Here is a 19,377-nt window from a genome sequence, read left to right as displayed (position 1 = left end):
CCGCCCACGGGGCCGGGACCCCCTCCGGGGTCCCGGCCCCGTTGCGTTGCTGTGAAGTTCATTTGAACGATCCAGACCAGTGTCACCCGTGAGGGTGGTCGGCAGTACCGTTGCCTCGTGCGCAGAGCCAAGATCGTTTGTACGTTGGGTCCCGCGACCTCCTCCGCCCGCCGTGTCCAGGAGCTGGTGTACGCCGGCATGGACGTGGCGCGCCTCAACATGAGCCACGGTGCCTACGCGGACCACGAGCAGGTCTACCAGCACGTCCGCCAGGCGTCCGACGCCAGCGGCCGGGGGGTGGGCATCCTCGCGGACCTGCAGGGACCGAAGATCCGCCTGGAAACGTTCTCCGACGGCCCGGTGCTGCTGCGCCGCGGCCAGAGCTGGACGATCACCACCCGCGACGTCGACGGCGACGCGTCGATCTGCGGCACGACGTACAAGGGTCTGCCCGGCGACGTGAAGCCGGGTGACGCGCTCCTCATCGACGACGGCAAGGTCCGCATGCGGGTCGTGTCGACCACCGAGACCGACGTCGAGGTCGAGGTGCTGGTCGGCGGCCGGGTCTCGAACCACAAGGGCATCAACCTGCCCGGCGTGGCCGTCTCGGTGCCGGCGCTGTCGGAGAAGGACGTGGCGGACCTGCGCTGGGCGCTGCGGATCGGCGTGGACATGGTGGCGCTCAGCTTCGTGCGCTCCGCCGCGGACGCCGAGGACGTGCGCGCGATCATGGCCGAGGAGGGGCGCAGCGTCCCCATCATCGCCAAGATCGAGAAGCCGCAGGCGATCGACAACCTCGAGGAGATCATCGACGCGTTCGACGCCTTCATGGTGGCGCGCGGCGACCTCGGCGTGGAGTGCCCGCTGGAGGACGTGCCGTTCCACCAGAAGCGGATCGTCGACCTGGCCCGCCGCAACGCCAAGCCCGTCATCGTGGCGACGCAGATGCTGGAGTCGATGATCGGCGCCCCGGCCCCGACGCGCGCCGAGGCCTCCGACGTCGCCAACGCCGTGCTCGACGGCGCGGACGCCGTCATGCTGTCGGGCGAGACGAGCGTGGGGGAGTACCCCGTGACCGCCGTCGAGACCATGGCCCGCATCATCGAGAGCGCCGACCGCCACGCGGCCGCCGACATCCGCGCCATCGACTGGGACCCCCACACCAAGGGCGGCATCATCGCGCTCGCCGCGGCGCAGGTCGCGGAGCGCGTCGGCGCGAAGTACCTCGTGGCGTTCACGCAGAGCGGCGACTCGGCCCGGCGCCTGGCCCGCTACCGCGGTCCCATCCCCATCCTGGCGTTCACCCCGCTCGCGTCGACCCGCTCGCAGCTGGCCGCGACCTGGGGCGTGGAGACGTTCAAGACCGCGCAGGTCGAGCACACCGACGAGATGGTGCGGCAGGTCGACGAGGCGCTGCTGCGCATCGAGCGCGTCAAGGAGGGTGACCTGGTCGTCATCATCGCCGGCGCCCCGCCCGGCATCCCCGGCTCGACCAACGCGCTGCGCGTGCACCAGATGGGCGACGCGATCAACGAGGTCGCCCCGGCGTACCGCCGGGCCGCGCCCGCCTGATCCTCCTCTCTCCCAGCACGCCGCACGGCCCCGGGTGACCCCGGGGTCGTGCTGCGTCGCGGGGGCGCTCAGGCCTTCGGCCCGAGCGGGGGCGCTCAGGCCTTCGGCCCGAGCGGGGGCGCTCAGGCCTTCGGCCCGACGAGCGCGTCGAGGCGGGCGACGGCGTCGCGGCGGGACACGCTGATCGTGCGGGGCCCGGACGCCCGCCAGTCCACACCCACGAGGTCCAGCGCCCAGCAGCAGAGCCCGCGGATGTCGGCCGACGCGTTGACGAACTGCCAGCGCGGGTAGTCGTAGCGGCGCTGGTCGCCGGCCACGACCCGGGTCGCCCAGTTGCGCACCCGCGCGCCGTCGGAGTGCAGCAGACCCCGCAGGAAGTCGCCCGGGTGACGCTCGACGACCTCCCGCTGCCACGCCTCGAGCACGATCGGGCGCTCGTGCTTCCGCCCCGGGCCGTGCTGGGGGAGCAGGCAGGGCCAGTGCTTCCACGAGACGGTGGTGATGACCGACCCCGGTCGGTCCCGGGTGTGGGGTCGGCTCCCGGGCTTGACGGCCCGCATCAGGTCCTGGATCCGCGCGTTCGCGACCGGGTAGCTGAGGTCGTTGATCACGTGGAGCGCGTACACGTCGCGGCGTCCCCGGGATACGTGACCGTCGCCGAGGTACCACCCCAACAGCTCGGCGTACGCAGCGCCGTCCAGGGGGACGGCGTCGCACCGCGGACACCGGGCGGTGAGGTGGGCCTGGCCGCGGGGACGCCCTTGCTCGAGGTAGAGGCGCCGCCACCGGCGGATCGTCCCCGGCGCCACGCCGTGCTTGCGCGCGTTCGCCGCGTCCGGGACTCCCGCGCGCATCGCTGCCAGCGCGGAGGCGACGGTCTCGGTCGGGCGTACGTGCACGGCACGAGTGTGTCGGCGACCGCCGACCGTCCGAGAGCGGGTGTCGCCTGGTGCCGGGTGTGGGACTCGAACCCACACGCCCTCTCGGACAATGGTGTTTGAGACCATCGCGTCTGCCGTTCCGCCAACCCGGCCAGGCAGACGCAGACCCTACCGCAGCGTGAGCCCCGCCTCTCCGCGAGACGTACGGTCTCGGACGCCGCTGCCGAGGGCTAGCCTTCACCCCGTGACCGATCAAGCCCCGGGTGCCCGCCGACGCGTCGTGATCGCCGAGGACGAGGCGCTCATCCGCATGGACCTCGCCGAGATGCTGGCCGACGAGGGGTACGAGGTCGTCGGCGAGGCCGGCGACGGGCAGAAGGCGATCGAGCTCGCCGAGGAGCTGCGCCCCGACCTGGTCGTGCTCGACGTGAAGATGCCCGTGCTCGACGGCATCGCGGCGGCGGAGCGGATCGCCGCGCAGCGCATCGCCCCGGTCGTGATCCTCACCGCGTTCTCCCAGCGTGAGCTGGTCGAGCGGGCGCGCGACGCCGGGGCGATGGCGTACCTCGTGAAGCCGTTCTCGGCCACCGACCTGGTGCCGGCGATCGAGATGGCCGTCAGCCGGTTCGCCGAGCTCAGCCAGCTCGAGCAGGAGGTCGGCGACCTCACGGAGCGGCTCGAGACCCGCAAGGCCGTCGACCGCGCCAAGGGTGTGCTGCAGAAGGACCTCGGGCTGTCGGAGCCGGACGCGTTCCGGTGGATCCAGAAGACGGCGATGGACCTGCGCCTGTCGATGCGGCAGGTGGCCGAGGGCGTCGTCGCGCACGGTCCGGGGGCCTCCGGCACCGCGTAGCGGGCCCGCGGTGGCCGCGTCCGCCGTACCGATCACGGTCGGAGACTGAACTGTTACCTCCGGGGGTCCGAAACCCGCGTTGAGGCGTCGTCGGCGCCGTTAGGGTGTCCCGACCGACGAGCGCGCAGCGCGCTCCAACGACAGGAGTCACCGCGTGCGAATGCGTTTCATGGCGCTTCTCGCCCTGCTCGTGGTGCTGATGCTTCCGCTCAGCGCCGCCCATGCCGCCGAGGAGACGGACGCACCCACGCCGTCCCCCAGCGCCGGCGCCACGAGCGAGCCCGGATCCGGCGAGACCACGGCCCCGGCGGCCCAGCCGCCGGCCGAGGGCCCCTACGTGCGCGTGCGTCTGCTCGACGAGGCCGCCGACGAGCCGGTCGCCGGCGTGACGCTGACGGTGGAGTCGGAGGGCGGCGAGGAGGTCGGGTCGGCGCAGACCGACCCCGACGGCGTCGTCATCGTGCCGATCCCCGAGCTGGGCACCTACACGGTGACGCTCGACGAGGACTCCCTGCCCGACGGCATCGAGCTCGGCGACGACACGAAATCCGAGATCACCATCACCGCCCGCATCAACGGCGCCAACGGCGGCCTGTTCCCGATCGGCGTGCAGGAGGTCGAGTCGGTCTCGTTCGCGGACCGGCTCACGACCAGCCTCGTCTCCGGCGTGAAGTTCGGTCTCATCGTGGCGCTGGCGGCCCTGGGTCTGTCGCTGATCTTCGGCACCACGGGGCTGACGAACTTCGCGCACGGTGAGCTCATCACGTTCGGGGCGCTCGCGACGTACGTCGCCAACCGCGGCCTCGGCATGCCGGTCGTGCTCGCCGGCGTGGTGGCGGTCGTCGTCTCCGCGGCGTTCGGCTGGGCGCAGGACCGGGGCCTGTGGCGCCCGCTGCGACGGCGGGGCACGGGTCTCATCGCCATGATGATCGTCTCCATCGGCCTCAGCCTGCTGCTGCGCAACCTCTACCAGTACTCGATCGGCAGCTCGCGCAAGTCGCTGAGCGAGTACGTGAGCCAGGCGCGCACCGACTACGGCATCGTCAGCCTGGCCGACAAGGAGATCGCGATCATCGGGATCTCGGTCGTCACCATCGTGGTCGTCTGCATCGCCCTGATGCGCACCCGGATGGGCAAGGCCATGCGGGCGGTCTCCGACAACCCCGCGCTGTCGGCGTCCTCGGGCCTCAAGGTCGACCGGGTCATCAGCTCGGTCTGGGTGCTCGGCACCGCCCTGACGGGCCTCGCCGGCGTGCTCCTCGCGATCAACAGCCAGATCAACTTCCTCATGGGCTTCAAGCTGCTGCTGCTGGTCTTCGCGGCGGTCACCCTCGGCGGCCTCGGCACCATCTGGGGTGCGCTGTTCGGCTCGATGGTCATCGGCATCATGGTCGAGGTCGGCCCGCTGTTCGGGGTGCCGTCGTCGATCAAGGAGGTCGGCGCGCTCGTCGTCCTCATCCTCGTCCTGCTGATCCGGCCGCAGGGCATCCTCGGTCGCCGCGAGCGGATCGGGTGACGGCCATGTCCACCTCGACCGTCCCCTCGCCCGCCGCCCACGATCGGAGCAACGCATGAGCGACACCTCGACCACGGCGAAGCCCGCTGCCCCGGTCGTGGCGCAGCAGAACAACCGCGGTGCCGTGACCTCCGTGGTCCTCGGCATCCTCGGCATCACCCTCGCGTTCGGCTTCACCTCGCCCTTCGCCTGGCTCGCCGGCCGCAAGGCCGTGCGCGAGATCGAGGCGTCCGACGGCAGGCAGGGCGGGCGCGGCCTCGCGATCGCCGGCCAGGTCCTCGGCGTCATCGGCACCGTCTACCTCGTGCTCTGGCTGATCATCGGCTTCACCGCCGGGATCTCCGACGTCGAGCTGACCGGGGTGTTCCGCACGGCCCTCAACCAGGCGTTCGGCCCCAACGCGATCGTCTACGCGCTCGCGGCCATCGGCCTCAACGTCCACTTCGGCTACACGGGCCTGCTGAACTTCGGCCAGGCCGGCTTCATGGCCGTGGGTGCCTACGGCCTCGCGGTCAGCGTCGTGACGTGGGACCTGCCGTTCTGGATGGGCGTCCTCATCGCCCTGCTCGCGCCCGTGGCCCTCGCGATCGTGCTCGGCCTGCCGACACTGAGGTTGCGGGCCGACTACCTCGCCATCGCCACCATCGCGACGGCCGAGATCCTGCGGCTCGTGTTCGGCGCGGTCGAGACCAAGGACGTGTTCGGCGGCTCGAACGGCCTCAACGGCTTCGCCGGCACCTACCAGGACATGAACCCGTTCAGCGAGCGGCTCGACCTCGGCATCGTCTCGTTCAGCGCCCGCGACCTGTGGTCCATGGTCGTCGGCTGGACGCTCGTCGCCCTGTGCTGCCTCCTCGTGTGGGCGCTCATGCGCAGCCCCTGGGGCCGCGTGCTCCGCTCCATCCGCGAGGACGAGGAGGCCGTGCGCTCGCTCGGCAAGAACGTCTTCGCCTACAAGATGCAGGCGCTGGTCCTCGGTGGTGTCTTCGGTGGTCTGGCGGGTCTGTTCCTGGCCCTCAAGCAGGCCTCGGTCGTGCCGAGCGACTACTCCACCAACATGACGTTCCTGGCGTTCACCGCGCTGCTGATCGGCGGGGCCGCTCGTGTGCTCGGCCCGGTCGTCGGCGCGATGATCCTCTGGTTCCTCATCGCCGGTCTCGGCGACTTCTTCGACCAGGCGACGTCGGGCCCCAGCCCGCTCATGCCGGACTGGTTCATGGACAACACCCAGGCGAGCCTCGTGCGCTTCATCGCGACGGGCCTCGGACTCATGCTGCTGATGATCTTCCGTCCCCAGGGGATCTTCGGTGACCGAAGGGAGATCGCGATCGATGGCCGCTGAACTCGCCAGCACCTCCGTCCAGCCGCGCCCGCGCCCCGACCTGTCGGGCGTCGGCAGCGAGCCGGGCTCGCCCAAGCCGGACCCGATCATCGTCGGGGACAGCATCACGCGTCAGTTCGGCGGCCTGAAGGCCGTCGACGTCGACCACATCGAGATCCAGCGCGGCGCGATCACGGCCCTCATCGGGCCCAACGGCGCGGGCAAGACGACGCTGTTCAACCTGCTCACCGGCTTCGACGTGCCCGACGAGGGCAAGTGGAGCTTCAACGGGCGCTCCCTGCAGCGCGTGGCGCCGTACAAGGTCGCGCGGCTCGGGATGGTGCGCACCTTCCAGCTCACGAAGGTGCTCGCCAAGCTGACCGTGATCGAGAACATGCGCCTCGGCGCGACGGGCCAGCGCGGTGAGCGCATGTGGCAGGCGGCGTTCCCCTTCCTGTGGAAGAAGCAGGAGGCGGAGAACACGGTGCGGGCCGACGACCTGCTGCGCCGGTTCAAGCTCGACGCCAAGCGCGAGGACTTCGCGGGCTCGCTCTCGGGCGGCCAGCGCAAGCTGCTCGAGATGGCCCGCGCCCTCATGGTCGACCCCGAGCTGATCATGCTCGACGAGCCCATGGCCGGCGTGAACCCGGCCCTCAAGCAGTCGCTGCTCGGCCACGTGAAGTCGCTGCGCGACGAGGGCCGCACCGTGCTGTTCGTCGAGCACGACATGGACATGGTCCGCGACATCTCCGACTGGGTCATCGTCATGGCGCAGGGCCGGATCGTCGCCGAGGGCACGCCCGACCGGGTCATGCAGAACCAGGCCGTGATCGACGCCTACCTCGGCGCCCACCACGACACCGACCTCAGCGAGATGGACGAGGCCGCGCTCGAGGCCGAGGCCAACGCGGAGATCGAGGCCGTCAACGAGGAGGAGAAGCACTGATGACCGCTGCGACCACGACGCCGGAGCGCGAGGCGCACCTCGCCGCGGCGGGCGACGCGATCCTCCGCGCCGACGACCTCACCGGCGGCTACCTGCCGGGCGTCAACATCCTCAACGGGGCCGACCTCTACTGCAACAAGGGCGAGCTCGTCGGCATCATCGGCCCGAACGGCGCCGGCAAGTCGACGCTGCTCAAGGCGCTCTTCGGCCTGGTCAACGTGCGCAGCGGTTCCGTCACCCTCGAGGGCCGCGACATCACCAACAAGCGCGCCGACCAGCTCGTCACGGCGGGCATCGGCTTCGTCCCGCAGACGAACAACGTGTTCCCCAGCCTGACCATCGAGGAGAACCTCGAGATGGGCTGCTACCAGGCGCCGAAGAAGTTCACCGAGCGCTTCGACTTCGTGACCGACATCTTCCCGCGCCTCGGCGAGCGCCGGAAGCAGCGCGCCGGCTCCCTGTCGGGTGGCGAGCGCCAGATGGTGGCCATGGGCCGCGCGCTCATGATGGCCCCGTCGGTGCTGCTGCTCGACGAGCCGTCGGCCGGCCTCTCGCCGGTGCTGCAGGACGAGGTGTTCGTGCAGACGCGCAACATCAACCGCGCCGGCGTCTCCGTGATCATGGTCGAGCAGAACGCCCGCCGCTGCCTGCAGATCTGCGACCGCGGCTACGTGCTCGACCACGGCCGCAACGCCTACACGGGCACGGGCCGCTCGCTCGCGAACGACCCGAAGGTCATCCAGCTCTACCTGGGCACGCTCGGCGCCGCCGAGACGAAGGACGAGGGCACCACCCCCGCCTGACGCGACCCCGCACGACGAGGGCCCCGGACCGCACCAGCGGACCGGGGCCCTCCGTCGTACCTGGAGGTGGGGGAGCGGGTGTGGGGGCGCGGGGGTGGGGCGGCGGCGGGGGTAGGGCGGCGGCGGGGGAGCGCGCGGGGTGCGCGGGACGTCATGCGCATCGTGCGCCCTGGCCCACCCTCCGCATGACGTACGGCGTACGACGCCGCTGCAGGTCACGCGGCGTCGCGCTGGGTGCCGGGACGTCATGCAGACCGTGCGCCCGGGCCCACCCTCCGCATGACGCACGGCGCGGGCTGTCGGGTCGCGGGGTGGGCGCGAGACGTCATGCCGACCGTGCGCCCGGGCCCACCCTCCGCATGACGCACGGCGCGGGCTGTCGGGTCGCGGGGTGGGCGCGAGACGTCATGCCGACCGTGCGCCCGGGCCCACCCTCCGCATGACGTACGGCGCGGGGCGCCGCCGCGGGGCACGCGGCGTCTCGCCGGGCGCCGGGACGTCATGCGGACCGTGCGCCCGGGCCCACGCTCCGCAGGACGCACGGCGCGGGGCCTGCGGGCGCAGACGCAGAACGGGCCCGGGACCAGCTGGTCCCGGGCCCGCTCAGGGGTGTGGTGCGTGGTGTCGAACCGGCTCAGATCTCGCCGGCGATGTAGTCGACGGGGGCGTTGCGGTTCTCGGCGTCGTACTCGTAGATGCCGATCGAGGCAGCGGTCGGGCTGCCCGTCTCACCGAGCTCGATGGGGCCGGAGGCACCGTCGTAGTCGATGTCCTCGCCGGACGCGAGGAGCTCGGCGCACTCGGCGAAGGTCATGCACTTCGTGCCCTCCTTCGTCACGTCGACGAGCGCGTCGGCGATGGCCTCACCGGCGTCGCTCTCCGCGGCGATGGCGGCGAGCGCCGAGGTGATGACCGCGTCGTAGGACTCGGCGGCGTACGCGAACGACGTCAGCTCCGGGTCGATCGCCAGCAGGCGCTCCTGGAACTCGCCCGCGGTGTCCGCGCCGGGGATGGTGCCCTTCGTGCCGGTGAGCACGCCCGGGGGGAGCGACGGGTCGGAGTCGGCGGAGTAGTCGGCCGTGTTGCCGTCGACGAAGTACGTCGGCAGGTCCTGCGGGCCGGCGCCGGCGGTGATCAGCTGCGGGATGATCGTGGCCGTCTCCTCGAAGCCGATGAGCAGGAGCGCGTCGCCGCCGGCGGCCGCGATCTCCTCGACCTGCGAGTCGAACGACTGGGCGTTCTCGCCGTAGAACACGGTCGCGGCGACGGAGCTGCCGGCGTTCTCGAGGTTGGTCTGGACCTGCTCGGCCAGCGTCTCGCCGTACGCGTCCTGGCGGGCCAGGATCGCGACGTTCGAGCGGCCGTCCTCGATGAGGAGGTTGGCCATGACCGCACCCTGGAGGATGTCGGAGGGGGCGGTGCGGAAGTAGAGGTCCGGCTCCGCGTAGTCGCCCTCGTCGAAGTCGGTCGAGGTGTTGGCCGGGGAGTACATGACCGCGCCGGCGTCCATGATCTGGTCGATGACCGTCATGGAGACGCCCGAGGAGGCCGCACCCACGATGACGTCGGAGTTGGCCGACAGCAGCGAGTCGACCTCGGCGGGCGCGATGCCCGAGTCGGCGTCGCCCGAGTCGCCGCGGACGTGCACGACGTCCTGGCCGAGCACGCCGCCGGCCTCGTTGATCTCCTGGACAGCCAGGTCGACGCCGGCGAACTCCGGCGGGCCGAGGAACGCGAGGCTGCCGGTCTCGGGCAGCAGGGACCCGAAGGTCAGGGTGCCGTCGCCCTCGGCGGCGGGCGACTCCGAGGAGTTGTCCCCGCCGTTCGAGCTGCCCTCGTCGGCGTTCTCCTCGTCGCTGCCGCCGCATGCGGACAGGGCGAGCACGCCGGCGGACACGACCGCGGCGAGGCGGAAGGTGGTGGACCTGCTCTTCATCAATCCTCCGTGGATTCTCGGGATCCGCCCGGCGGGAACCGCCGGGGTCTGGAGGGAAGGTAGCCCTCGGCACCGGCCCGCGGGGGGGAGTCCGCGACGTCCCGTCATTTGTGGCCGTTTCGTGACCATCCGGCGGCCTGCGGGCGACGAAGCGGACCAGACCGGCCGGCCGGGCGGCGGCAGGAAGGGCGGACCGGTACGGCGGACCGGTACGGCGTCAGCGCAGCCGCACGACCAGCTCGACCAGGGCGGGGGCCACCACGAGCGCGGGCAGCAGCGAGGCCACCGCGACCTGCTTGACGTCGAGCAGGCGCAGGGCGACGCCGATGAGCAGCACCCCGCCCACCGCGCCGAGGGCCGCCACGTGCGCGGCGGGCAGGACGTCGCCGGCGACCACGCCGACGAGCGTCAGGCCGCCCTGGACGACGAGGACGGTGAGGGCGCTGGCCGCGACGCCCCAGCCGAACGTCGCCGCGAACGCGATCGCGGCGAACCCGTCCAGGACGGCCTTGAGGTAGAGCTGGTCCGCGCCGGCCCCGAGCCCGTCGTTGAGGGAGCCGAGCACGGTGAGCGGCCCCGTGCAGAACAGGATCGAGGCGGCGACGAACCCCGCCGCGAACCGGTCCGCGTCCTCCGGGGCGTCGGCAGGCCCGCCGGCCGGGGGAGCGGTACGACGGGTGAGCCGGCGCTGCGCGAGGTGGCCGAGCGCCAGGAGGCGGCCGTCGAGGTCGAGCGCCGCCCCGACGATCCCGCCCACGAGGACGGCGCCGAGCACGACGAGCATCGGCGCACCGCTGCCCGTGGCCGCGCTCAGGTCGGGGTCGAGCACGTCGACGGCGGCCGTCCCCGCGACCAGCAGCGTGACCAGCCCGAGACCGTCGGTGACCACGCGGCGTACCCGCTCGGGGAGGCGGTGGCCCAGGGCGACGCCGATACCCGACCCCACGAGGACCGTGACGATGTTGACCGCCGTGCCGCTGCCGGTGAACACGGCGCCTCCTCCGGGATGGGACCGTGGGCGGTCCGTGGGGGTTCCTGCGTCTGACCGGCCGCCCTGACGGGCGGCCACGGGCGAGCGTAGGGTGGCCCCGGCGTCCGGCTCGCGACGGGTGCCGCGCGAGGATGCGCGCACGTCACCGCCCGCGCCGCGGGCCGGATCGCTGGGAGGCACTGGATGGCTTGGGTGATCGCGTGATGGCCGCACCGCTCCTGCTCCGCGCCGCCGGTCCGGACGACGTGCCGCTCCTGCTCGAGCTGTGGGGCGACGCCGTGCGGCCCGAGGACGGCCAGGTCGACCTCGGCGAGGTGGTCGAGCGTTCCCTGGCGGGCGGTCCCACCCGCGTCGTGGTGGCCGAGCACGACGGCGACTTCGCCGGTGCCGTGCTGCTGCAGCTGACGACCATCTCGCCGCTCAACCTCACGCCGGTCGTGCACATCGTGTCGCCGACGGTGCGCGAGGAGTTCCGCCGCCGCGGGGTCGGCCGCTCGCTCATCGAGGCCGGGGTCGCGTTCGCGGAGGAGAACGACGTCCCGCAGGTCTCGACCGCCTCGCTCAGCACCTCCCGCGACGCGAACCGCTTCATGGCCCGCCTCGGGCTCGCCACGCGCGCCTCGCTGCGCCTCGCGCCGACCACGGCGGTGCGCGCCCGCATCAACGCGATGCGCCCCACGATGACCCGGCCCGCCGGGCGTCAGCAGCTGACGCACGTGCTCGCCGCCCGGCGCTCCGCGCGCCGTCAGGCCCCCACGCCGCGCGCCGGCTGACCGGGCCGCCGGACAGGACCGGCGGACAGGACCGGCGGCCGGGGGGCTCCCGCCGTACCCGGGTCAGTGACCGAGCCGGTCGGCCGGGATCAGCGCGCAGGTGATGCGCGCCGTGCAGACCCGGCGGTCGCGCTCGTCGGTGACGACGACCTCGAAGCAGGTGGACGTGCGCCCCAGGTGGGCGGGCGTCGCGACGGCGGTGACGGTGCCGCTGCTGGCCGAGCGGTGGTGCGTGGCGTTGATGTCGACGCCGACGGCCAGGCGGTCGGGGTAGGCGTGCAGCGCGGAGCCGATGGAGCCGAGCGTCTCGGCGAGCACGACCGACGCGCCGCCGTGCAGCAGGCCGTAGGGCTGCGTGTTCCCCTCGACCGGCATGGTGGCGACGATGCGGTCGGCGGCGACCTCCACCAGCTCGATGCCCATCTTCTCGTTGAGGCTCCCCATGCCGTGCGGCATGGCGGCGAGGATGTCCTCGGCGGGCGTGGCGGGGGTCGTGGCGTCGTCGCTCATGGGTTCATCATGCCGGTGCTCCGGCGCCCGCCCGCGTGGGGTGGTCGGCGCGCGGCGGTAGGGTCGCGGGCGTGCCCGAGCCGAGCAGCGCCCCCGTGTCCGCGTCCGCCACGACCGCCGGCGGCGGGCGCAGGCGCCTGCTGCTGCTGGACGGCCACTCGCTCGCCTACCGCGCGTTCTTCGCGCTGCCGGTGGAGAACTTCTCGACGACCACGGGGCAGCACACGAACGCCGTCTACGGCTTCACCTCGATGCTCGTCAACGTGCTGCGCGACGAGCAGCCGACGCACGTGGGCGTCGCGTTCGACCTGTCCCGCCAGACGTTCCGCCTGGAGCAGTACGCGGAGTACAAGGCGAAGCGCAACAAGACGCCGGGGGAGTTCTCCAGCCAGCTGCCCCTCATCCAGCAGGTGCTGGGGGCGATGGGCATCCGGTTTGCGACCAAGGAGGGCTACGAGGCCGACGACATCATCGCCACCTGGGTGACGCGCGCGCTCGCGGAGGACCCGGAGATGGACGTGCTGATCCTCACCGGCGACCGCGACTCGCTGCAGCTGGTCTCCGACCGCTCCACGGTGCTCTACCCCATGCGCGGCGTCTCCGACCTCGCGCGGATGACCCCGGCGGCGGTCCAGGAGAAGTACGGCGTGCCCCCGCACCGCTACCCCGAGCTCGCGGCGATCGTCGGGGAGACCTCCGACAACCTGCCCGGCGTGCCGGGCGTCGGACAGGGCTTCGCAGCCAAGTGGATCAACGCGTACGACGGGCTCGACAACGTCATCGCGAACGCCGACAAGATCACCGGCAAGAAGGGCGAGGCGCTGCGCGAGCACCTCGGCGACGTCATCCGCAACCGCCAGCTCAACGCGCTCGTGCGCGACCTCGACCTCGAGCTGGCGCCGGAGGACCTGCTGCTGGCCCCGTGGGACCGGGCGGCCGCGCTGACCCTCTTCGACGAGCTCGAGTTCCGGGGCGAGCTGCGGCAGCGCACGATCGACACCCTGAGCGTCGAGGAGGAGGTCCTGGTCGAGGAGGGCGGCTTCCAGCTCACGGGCCGCCAGCTCGCGGCCGGCGAGGTCGCCGCGTTCCTCGGGGGGCTGGGCGGACAGCACGTCGGCGTCCACGTCCGCGGCACCTGGGGCTCCGGCACCGGTGTCGTCGACGGCATCGCCCTCGCCGACGCGACCGGGCTCGCGGCGTACGTCGACGTGCCGAGCCTCACCGCCGAGGACGAGGCCGCGCTCGCCGCCTGGCTCGCGGACCCCGACCGCCCGAAGGTGCTGCACGACGCGAAGGGGCCGCAGCACGCCCTCGCCGCCCACGGGTGGACCCTGGCCGGCCTCGTCAGCGACACCGCCCTGGCGGCGTACCTCGTGCAGCCGGACCAGCGCTCCTACGTGCTGGGCGACCTGACGCTGCGCTACCTGCGCCGGGAGCTGCGCAGCGAGAGCGACGACGCGCAGGAGGCACTGTTCGACGCCGGCGACGAGGTGGCCGACACGGCGATGCTCCACGCCCGGGCGGTCATCGACCTCGCCGAGGCGCTCGACGGCGAGGTCGAGGCCGTCGGGGGCGCGCAGCTGCTCGCCGAGGTCGAGCTCCCGCTCATCCAGCTGCTCGGCCGGATCGAGCGCACCGGGGTCGCGGTCGACACCGGGCGGCTCGAGGAGCTCGAGGCCCACTTCGCCGACGAGGTGCGCCGCGCGGCCGACGACGCGTTCGCCGTGATCGGCAAGGAGATCAACCTGGGCTCGCCGAAGCAGCTCCAGGTTGTCCTGTTCGACGAGCTGGGGATGCCGAAGACCAAGCGCACCAAGACGGGCTACACCACGGACGCGGACGCGCTGCAGGCCCTCTACGTCAAGACCGAGCACCCGTTCCTGCTGCACCTGCTGCGCCACCGCGACGTGGCGCGGCTGCGCCAGACCATCGAGGGCCTGCTCAAGACGGTCCAGCCCGACGGCCGCATCCACACCACGTTCAACCAGATGATCGCGGCGACGGGCCGGCTCTCGAGCACCGACCCGAACCTCCAGAACATCCCGGTGCGCACCGAGGAGGGCCGCCGCATCCGCGAGGCCTTCGTCGTCGGCCCCGGGGGCGAGTCGCTGATGACGGCCGACTACAGCCAGATCGAGATGCGGATCATGGCCCACCTCTCCGAGGACGAGGGCCTGACCGAGGCGTTCCGCTCGGGCCAGGACTTCCACTCCACCACCGCTGCGCGCGTGTTCGACGTGGAGCCCGACGCGGTGACCAGCGAGATGCGGGCCAAGATCAAGGCGATGAACTACGGGCTCGCCTACGGGCTCTCGGCGTTCGGCCTCTCCCAGCAGCTGCGCATCACCCCGGGCGAGGCCCAGGGCCTGATGGACGAGTACTTCGAGACGTTCGGCGGCATCCGCGACTACCTGGCGGGCGTCGTCGTCGAGGCCCGCAAGAGCGGCTACACCGAGACCATCATGGGTCGGCGCCGCCAGCTGCCCGACCTGACGAGCGACAACCGGATGCGCCGCGAGGCGGCCGAGCGGATGGCGCTGAACGCGCCCATCCAGGGCTCGGCGGCGGACCTCATCAAGGTCGCGATGCTCGAGGTGCAGCGGGCGATCGAGGCCGAGGGCCTGACCTCGCAGCTGCTGCTGCAGGTCCACGACGAGCTCGTGCTCGAGGTCGCGCCGGGCGAGGCGGAGGCGCTCGAGCAGCTGGTCCGCACCCGGATGGGCGCGGCGGCCGACCTACGGGTGCCGCTCGACGTCTCGGTCGGCACCGGCGTCAGCTGGCACGCCGCCGCCCACTGAGCCCGGCGCGGCTGCGTCCGGCGCGGCTGCGTCCCCGTCCGCTGCTGCGTCCCCGTCCGCGGGGCGCAGCAGCGCGACGGCGAGCAGGGCCAACAGCACGACGACGTTGACGGCGAGCACGATCTCGAGCAGCGCCGTGCCGTGCTCGGCCAGGGGCGCGAGCCCGCCCAGCACGAGCAGGCCCGCCCACACGACGTACACGGCGCGGCGGTGCTGGCGGGCGACGACCTCGTAGACCATCACCTGCGTCATCGCCAGCACGGTGCCGAGCGCCGCGAAGATCCAGACGGTCGAGCGGATCTCGGCGTACTCGGCGCCGCCGACGAACGTCACGGCCAGGCCGTCGAGCACGAAGGCGCCGGCGGTGGCGAGCACGCCCATGACGAAGACCAGCCCGATGCCCTTGAGGTACATCCGGCGCGCGCCCTCGGCGGCCATCGACGGGAACGCGATGACGACGACGAACTGCGGCAGGAACAGCACGGCCTTGGTGAGGATGAGGCCACCGGCGTACAGGCCGGCCTCGTGGGAGTCGAGGGTGACGCGGGCGAGCACGACGTCGGCGTTGGTGAGGGCGAAGAAGGCCAGCAGGGCGTGGGAGTTGTGCGAGACCTCGCGCAGCACCGAGCGCACGTCGGCCGGGCCCGGCCGCGCGCCGCGCCGACGGCGCAGCGCCCACCCGCCGACGAGCACCGGGACGACGGCGCCGACGAGCACGCCGGCCATGGCGCCGGTGGCGTCCGGCTGCACGAGCAGCCCGAGGCAGCCGAACACGAGGCGGCCGAGCCCCATGCCGAGGTAGATCCCGGCGAGCGGCGCCCACTCCTTCTCGCCCTGGAAGATGCCGGCCTGCCCGCCCATCTTGGTCAGCGGCACCGCCGTGAGGGCCACGAGCACGGCGGGCAGCCACGAGTCGAGGTCGAGCAGCACGGTCGCCACCGGGCTCAGCAGCAGGCACACGGCCCCGAGCGCCCACGCGGAACGGTCGGTGGTGCGCAGCACGCGGTTCTCGATGGTGGCGCGGTCGTCGGGGGAGGCGGCCACCTGCCGGGCCCCCGTGGCCTGCAGGCCGACGGACAGCACGTTGACGATGAGCAGGATGCCCATGAGGGCGGCGACGGCGCTGTACTCCCGCGGGCCGAGCACGCGGGCGGCGACGAGCGTGAACCCGTACGTGCCGACGTTCATCACCGCCATGGCGATCGCCACGCCGGCGCCGGTGCGCAGCAGCTCCCGTAGCGTGCCCCTCGATCCGCTCACCCGGCGGAGCCTAGAGGACGAGGTGGAGGTGCGGGCACGTGGCGCTGCGCGGAGCGGGGCGAGGACGTGCGGCACCTCCCGCCGCCGTGCTGCTCGACACCGTCGTGCTCGCGCTCGCGCTGCTGGCGCTGGGGCCCGCGCTCGCCCCGGGGTTCGTCCTCTCCTACGACATGGTCTGGATGCCCGACCTCGCGGTGACCTCCGCGGGGTGGGGGTGGGTGGAGGGCGTGCCGCGGGCCGTGCCGTCGGACCAGGTGGTGGCGCTGCTCGACGAGCTGGTGCCCGGGGCCGTGCTGCAGCGCGTCGTGCTGCTGGGTGCGCTCGTCGCCGCGGGCGCGGGTGCGCACCGGCTGGCGCGCGACGCCCCCCTGGCCGCCCGGCTGCTGGTCGCCGGAGTCGCCACCTGGAACCCCTTCGTCGCCGAGCGCCTGCTGGTCGGGCACTGGCCCGTGCTGCTCGGGTACGGCGTGCTGCCCTGGCTGCTGCTCGCCGGTCGGCGCCTGCGCGCGGAGGGCGGTGGCCTGCCGCCCCACGTGGCCGCCCTGGCGGCGGTCGGGTCGCTGAGCGCGTCGGCCGGGCTGGGTACGGCGGTCGCCCTCGCCCTCCTCGTGGGGGTGGCGGGCCGCGCCGGTCGACGGGCGTGGGCGGGGCTGGTCGCGGTGGTCGTCGCGGCCAACGCGCCGTGGGTGGTCGCGGGGGGGCTCGCCGGCGGGGTGACGCGCAGCGACCCGGTCGCGGCGCGCGTCGCGGCGGAGGTCTTCGCCGCCCGCGGTGACGACGTGCCGACACCCCTGGCCGTGGCCGGCCTGGGCGGCATCTGGAACACCGCCGTCGTCCCGCAGGGCCTGGGCCTCGTGGCCTCGGTGCTGTGGGCCGCCGTGGTGCTCGGGGGCGTGGCCGTGGTGCTCGCCGGACGGGCCGGTGTCCCGGCCGCGGAGCGCTGGGCCCTGGTCGGCGCAGCCGGCGTGGCGTGGGCCGTCGCGCTCGTGTCGTGGGCGGCGCCGGGGGTGAACGCGTGGCTGGCGACGCACGTGCCGGGCGGCGGTGTCGCCCGGGACGGGGCCCGGCTGCTCGGGCTCGTCGTGCCGGCGGCGGTGGTGGGTCTCGCGGCCGCCGCGGGCGAGGGGCTCGCGCGGGTGCGTCCCGCCGTACCGGGTCGGGTGGCGCTGACGGTCGCTGCGGCGCTCCTGCCCGTCGCGCTGCTGCCGGGGCTGGCCGGGGGAGCGACCGGGGACCTGCGCGGCCAGCGCTACCCCGCGGCGTACCCCGCGGCGGCGCAGGCCTGGCGCACCGACGCGGCCGCCCGCGACCTGGAGGACGGGCTCGTCGTCAGCCTGCCGTTCGCCGCCTTCCGGGCCCCCGCGTGGAACGGCGGGCGCACCGTGCTGGACCCGGTCCCCCGGGTGGTGGGGGGCGCCGACGTCGTCACCGACGACGCGCTCGTGGTGGGCGGGCGGACGGTCGCGGGGGAGGACCCCCGGGCGGCCCGGGTGGCGGCGGCCCTGGCGCTCGACGGCGCCGCGCACCGGACCACCGCCCTGCGGGAGCTCGGCGTCGCCTACGTCCTGCGCGCCCGCGGGCCCGACGTCGACGCCGCGCCCGAGCGCCTGGCGCCGACGCTGGAGGAGACCGTGGTCGCCGCCGGTGACGAGCTGGTGCTGGCGCGGCTCGACGGCGCGGTGGCCGCGCGGCCCGACGACGCACCGGGGCCGGTGGCGACGGCCGCGCTCGCGGTGGCCTGGACCGCCTTCGGTGCGCTGCCGCTGCTCGCCGCCGGGGCCGGGGCGCGCGCCGCGGCACGGGCCGTCCGAGACCGGCGCGACGAGCGCCCCGCGGTCCGGCCCCGCGACGTGTGACGAACCTCGCTGAGGATCAGGACGCGCGCTCTACTCGCTGGTACAGTCCCCGACGGACGAGGGAGGTCTCACATGGGTACGGGAATCATCGGCACGATCGTGTCGCTCGTGGTCGGCGGTTCGGTGGCAGCAGTCACGGTCGTCGGCGTGGTCAACTCGCAGACGGCGGCGCCGGAGGACTCTCCGGTCGACTCGCAGGCTCCGACCAGCTCGATCATCGAGTACGGCGACAACTGATCTCACCGGCGAGCACGCGCGCGAACGTCGACTGCGCGTGCTCCCAGGTGAACTCGCCGGCGCGCAGGCGCGCGCCGGCGCCCAGCCGTCCCCGCAGCTGCTCGTCCGTCAGCACCCGGCGTAGCGCCTCGGTGAACTCGTCGAAGGTGTCGACGAGCAGGCCCGACTCGCCGTCCAGCACGGACTCCCGCGTGCCCCCCGCGGCCGCGTAGGCCACCGTCGGCACCCCGTGCGACCCGGCCTCGACGATGACGAGGCCCCAGCCCTCCTTGAGCGAGGGCACCGCCATGACCCACGACGACGCGTAGAGCTCGTGCTTGCGCTGCTCGTCGACCTGGCCCTCGAACACGACCGCGTCGGCGACGCCACGGGCCTCCGCGTGGTCGACCAGCTCGTCGCTCCACCAGCCGGAGCCGACGACGACCAGGCGCAGGTCGGGCAGGGCGGCCCGCAGCAGGGCGACCGCGTCGATGGCGTGCTCCACCTGCTTGTGCGGCACGAGCCGGCCCACGACGCAGATCGTGGGGACGTCCGCGCGCTGCACCTCGGTCGGCGGGGCCGTGTCGGTGCCGTTGTGCACCACCGTCACCCGCTCGCGGTCGACGCCCAGCTGGGCGAGCTCGTCGCGGGTGGCCTCGGAGACGGCGACGTAGCGGGAGCGGCGGTAGACCCGCGGCGCGAGCCAGCGCTCGACCCACCACCCGAAGCGCCCCGTCACGCCGGGGTAGACGACCGGCCACTGCTCGCGGTGCACGTGGTGCACCAGCACGACGACCGGGCAGCGCACCGCGAGGCGGGTGAGGAACGGCAGCCCGTTCTGCACGTCGACGACCACGTCGGGACGACCGAGCCGGCCCGTGAGCAGGAGCCAGAAGCCCCACAGGTAGACCGTGGTCTTCGTGCCCGCGTGCACGTGGTGCACGCCGTCGCGGACCTCGCGCCGCGGGGCGCCGGGGTAGGCGGCGCTGAACACCGTCACCCGCGCCCCCTGGGCGGCGAGACCGGTCGCCACCTGCTCCAGGTAGCGCTCGGCGCCGCCCCCCTCCGGGTTGAGCGTGTCCCGCCAGCTGGTGAACACGACGTGCCGTCCGCGCACTGCACTCCCTCGTCTCTCAGCGACCCTC

General features: G+C 73.3%; 16 protein-coding genes and 1 tRNA gene. 10 read left to right on the top strand and 7 right to left on the bottom strand.

All coding sequences use genetic code 11. The features are described from left to right. The first annotated feature begins 117 nt into the window (after positions 1-117). Positions 118-1,572 (top strand): pyruvate kinase, encoded by a 1,455-nt coding sequence (pyk, locus tag INN71_RS07840; protein ID WP_301800041.1) that lies wholly within the window; start codon positions 118-120, stop codon positions 1,570-1,572. 122 nt (positions 1,573-1,694) lie between these two features. Here pyk and INN71_RS07835 read toward each other — a convergent pair whose 3' ends face one another. Both INN71_RS07835 and INN71_RS07830 read right to left on the bottom strand, forming a co-directional pair. Further along, complete coding sequence (locus INN71_RS07835; protein WP_301800039.1) at positions 1,695-2,471, bottom strand: helix-turn-helix domain-containing protein; 777 nt, start codon at positions 2,469-2,471, stop codon at positions 1,695-1,697. Positions 2,472-2,519: 48 nt separating this feature from the next. Further along, positions 2,520-2,605: transfer RNA gene (locus INN71_RS07830), tRNA-Leu, on the bottom strand. A 92-nt stretch (positions 2,606-2,697) separates the two neighbouring features. Between INN71_RS07830 and INN71_RS07825 the strand changes: the two genes are divergently transcribed. From INN71_RS07825 to INN71_RS07805, 5 genes are all read left to right on the top strand, one after another. Then, a complete protein-coding gene (locus INN71_RS07825; RefSeq protein ID WP_277498623.1) occupies positions 2,698-3,306 on the top strand; it encodes an ANTAR domain-containing response regulator in 609 nt (202 codons plus the stop codon). Positions 3,307-3,475: 169 nt separating this feature from the next. Next, complete coding sequence (locus INN71_RS07820) at positions 3,476-4,822, top strand: SpaA isopeptide-forming pilin-related protein (RefSeq protein WP_301800038.1); 1,347 nt, start codon at positions 3,476-3,478, stop codon at positions 4,820-4,822. A 55-nt stretch (positions 4,823-4,877) separates the two neighbouring features. Further along, complete coding sequence (locus tag INN71_RS07815) at positions 4,878-6,164, top strand: DUF4190 domain-containing protein (protein ID WP_277498621.1); 1,287 nt, start codon at positions 4,878-4,880, stop codon at positions 6,162-6,164. Next, the gene (locus INN71_RS07810; RefSeq protein WP_277498620.1) at positions 6,154-7,089 is read left to right on the top strand and encodes an ABC transporter ATP-binding protein; all 936 of its coding nucleotides are present in this window, start codon (positions 6,154-6,156) and stop codon (positions 7,087-7,089) included. The genes INN71_RS07815 and INN71_RS07810 overlap by 11 nt, the downstream gene beginning before the upstream one ends. Next, positions 7,089-7,892, top strand: coding sequence for an ABC transporter ATP-binding protein (locus INN71_RS07805; protein WP_301800037.1), 804 nt, complete (start codon positions 7,089-7,091; stop codon positions 7,890-7,892). Before INN71_RS07810 ends, INN71_RS07805 begins: the two co-directional genes overlap by 1 nt. Before the next feature lie 634 nt (positions 7,893-8,526). Here INN71_RS07805 and INN71_RS07800 read toward each other — a convergent pair. Together INN71_RS07800 and INN71_RS07795 are read right to left on the bottom strand one after the other, a co-directional pair. Next, positions 8,527-9,828, bottom strand: a complete 1,302-nt coding sequence (locus tag INN71_RS07800; RefSeq protein WP_277498617.1) for an ABC transporter substrate-binding protein — start codon at positions 9,826-9,828, stop codon at positions 8,527-8,529. A 217-nt stretch (positions 9,829-10,045) separates the two neighbouring features. Next, positions 10,046-10,819, bottom strand: a complete 774-nt coding sequence (locus INN71_RS07795) for a DUF554 domain-containing protein (protein ID WP_277498616.1) — start codon at positions 10,817-10,819, stop codon at positions 10,046-10,048. Positions 10,820-11,022: 203 nt separating this feature from the next. Between INN71_RS07795 and INN71_RS07790 the strand changes: the two genes are divergently transcribed. Beyond that, positions 11,023-11,592: a GNAT family N-acetyltransferase gene (locus INN71_RS07790; RefSeq protein WP_277498615.1), complete on the top strand. Its 570-nt coding sequence runs from the start codon at positions 11,023-11,025 to the stop codon at positions 11,590-11,592. A gap of 63 nt (positions 11,593-11,655) precedes the next feature. Here the strand turns inward: INN71_RS07790 and INN71_RS07785 are convergent, their stop codons facing one another. After that, the gene (locus tag INN71_RS07785) at positions 11,656-12,102 is read right to left on the bottom strand and encodes a hotdog fold thioesterase (RefSeq protein WP_277498614.1); all 447 of its coding nucleotides are present in this window, start codon (positions 12,100-12,102) and stop codon (positions 11,656-11,658) included. A 95-nt stretch (positions 12,103-12,197) separates the two neighbouring features. Here INN71_RS07785 and polA point away from each other — a divergent pair, with 95 nt between their 5' ends. Then, the gene (gene polA, locus INN71_RS07780; protein WP_277498653.1) at positions 12,198-14,900 is read left to right on the top strand and encodes a DNA polymerase I; all 2,703 of its coding nucleotides are present in this window, start codon (positions 12,198-12,200) and stop codon (positions 14,898-14,900) included. Here the strand turns inward: polA and INN71_RS07775 are convergent. After that, positions 14,838-16,160, bottom strand: coding sequence for a lipopolysaccharide biosynthesis protein (locus INN71_RS07775; RefSeq protein WP_277498613.1), 1,323 nt, complete (start codon positions 16,158-16,160; stop codon positions 14,838-14,840). The genes polA and INN71_RS07775 overlap by 63 nt on opposite strands. A gap of 38 nt (positions 16,161-16,198) precedes the next feature. Here INN71_RS07775 and INN71_RS07770 point away from each other — a divergent pair, with 38 nt between their 5' ends. Further along, entirely contained in the window at positions 16,199-18,016 is a 1,818-nt protein-coding gene (locus INN71_RS07770) for a hypothetical protein (protein WP_277498612.1), read from the top strand. Between the two features lie 72 nt (positions 18,017-18,088). After that, positions 18,089-18,253 (top strand): hypothetical protein, encoded by a 165-nt coding sequence (locus tag INN71_RS07765; RefSeq protein ID WP_277498611.1) that lies wholly within the window; start codon positions 18,089-18,091, stop codon positions 18,251-18,253. On the opposite strand, the gene INN71_RS07760 is transcribed toward INN71_RS07765, so the two are convergent. Continuing rightward, positions 18,231-19,349, bottom strand: coding sequence for a glycosyltransferase family 4 protein (locus tag INN71_RS07760; protein WP_277498609.1), 1,119 nt, complete (start codon positions 19,347-19,349; stop codon positions 18,231-18,233). The genes INN71_RS07765 and INN71_RS07760 overlap by 23 nt on opposite strands. Positions 19,350-19,377 lie beyond the last annotated feature (28 nt).

The sequence above is a fragment of the Nocardioides sp. ChNu-153 genome, from assembly GCF_030466625.1.
GTDB lineage: Bacteria > Actinomycetota > Actinomycetes > Propionibacteriales > Nocardioidaceae > Nocardioides.
The sequence above is the reverse complement of the archived record's forward strand: the minus strand, read 5'-3'. Positions and strand labels throughout refer to the sequence as shown.

Coding starts and splice junctions, on each gene's coding strand:
- INN71_RS07820 (WP_301800038.1), top strand. CDS start 3,476: ATGGCGCTTCTCGCCCTGCTCGTGGTGCTGATGCTTCCGCTCAGCGCC.
- INN71_RS07815 (WP_277498621.1), top strand. CDS start 4,878: ATGAGCGACACCTCGACCACGGCGAAGCCCGCTGCCCCGGTCGTGGCG.
- INN71_RS07810 (WP_277498620.1), top strand. CDS start 6,154: ATGGCCGCTGAACTCGCCAGCACCTCCGTCCAGCCGCGCCCGCGCCCC.
- INN71_RS07805 (WP_301800037.1), top strand. CDS start 7,089: ATGACCGCTGCGACCACGACGCCGGAGCGCGAGGCGCACCTCGCCGCG.
- INN71_RS07800 (WP_277498617.1), bottom strand. CDS start 9,828: ATGAAGAGCAGGTCCACCACCTTCCGCCTCGCCGCGGTCGTGTCCGCC.
- INN71_RS07790 (WP_277498615.1), top strand. CDS start 11,023: ATGGCCGCACCGCTCCTGCTCCGCGCCGCCGGTCCGGACGACGTGCCG.
- INN71_RS07785 (WP_277498614.1), bottom strand. CDS start 12,102: ATGAGCGACGACGCCACGACCCCCGCCACGCCCGCCGAGGACATCCTC.
- INN71_RS07765 (WP_277498611.1), top strand. CDS start 18,089: ATGGGTACGGGAATCATCGGCACGATCGTGTCGCTCGTGGTCGGCGGT.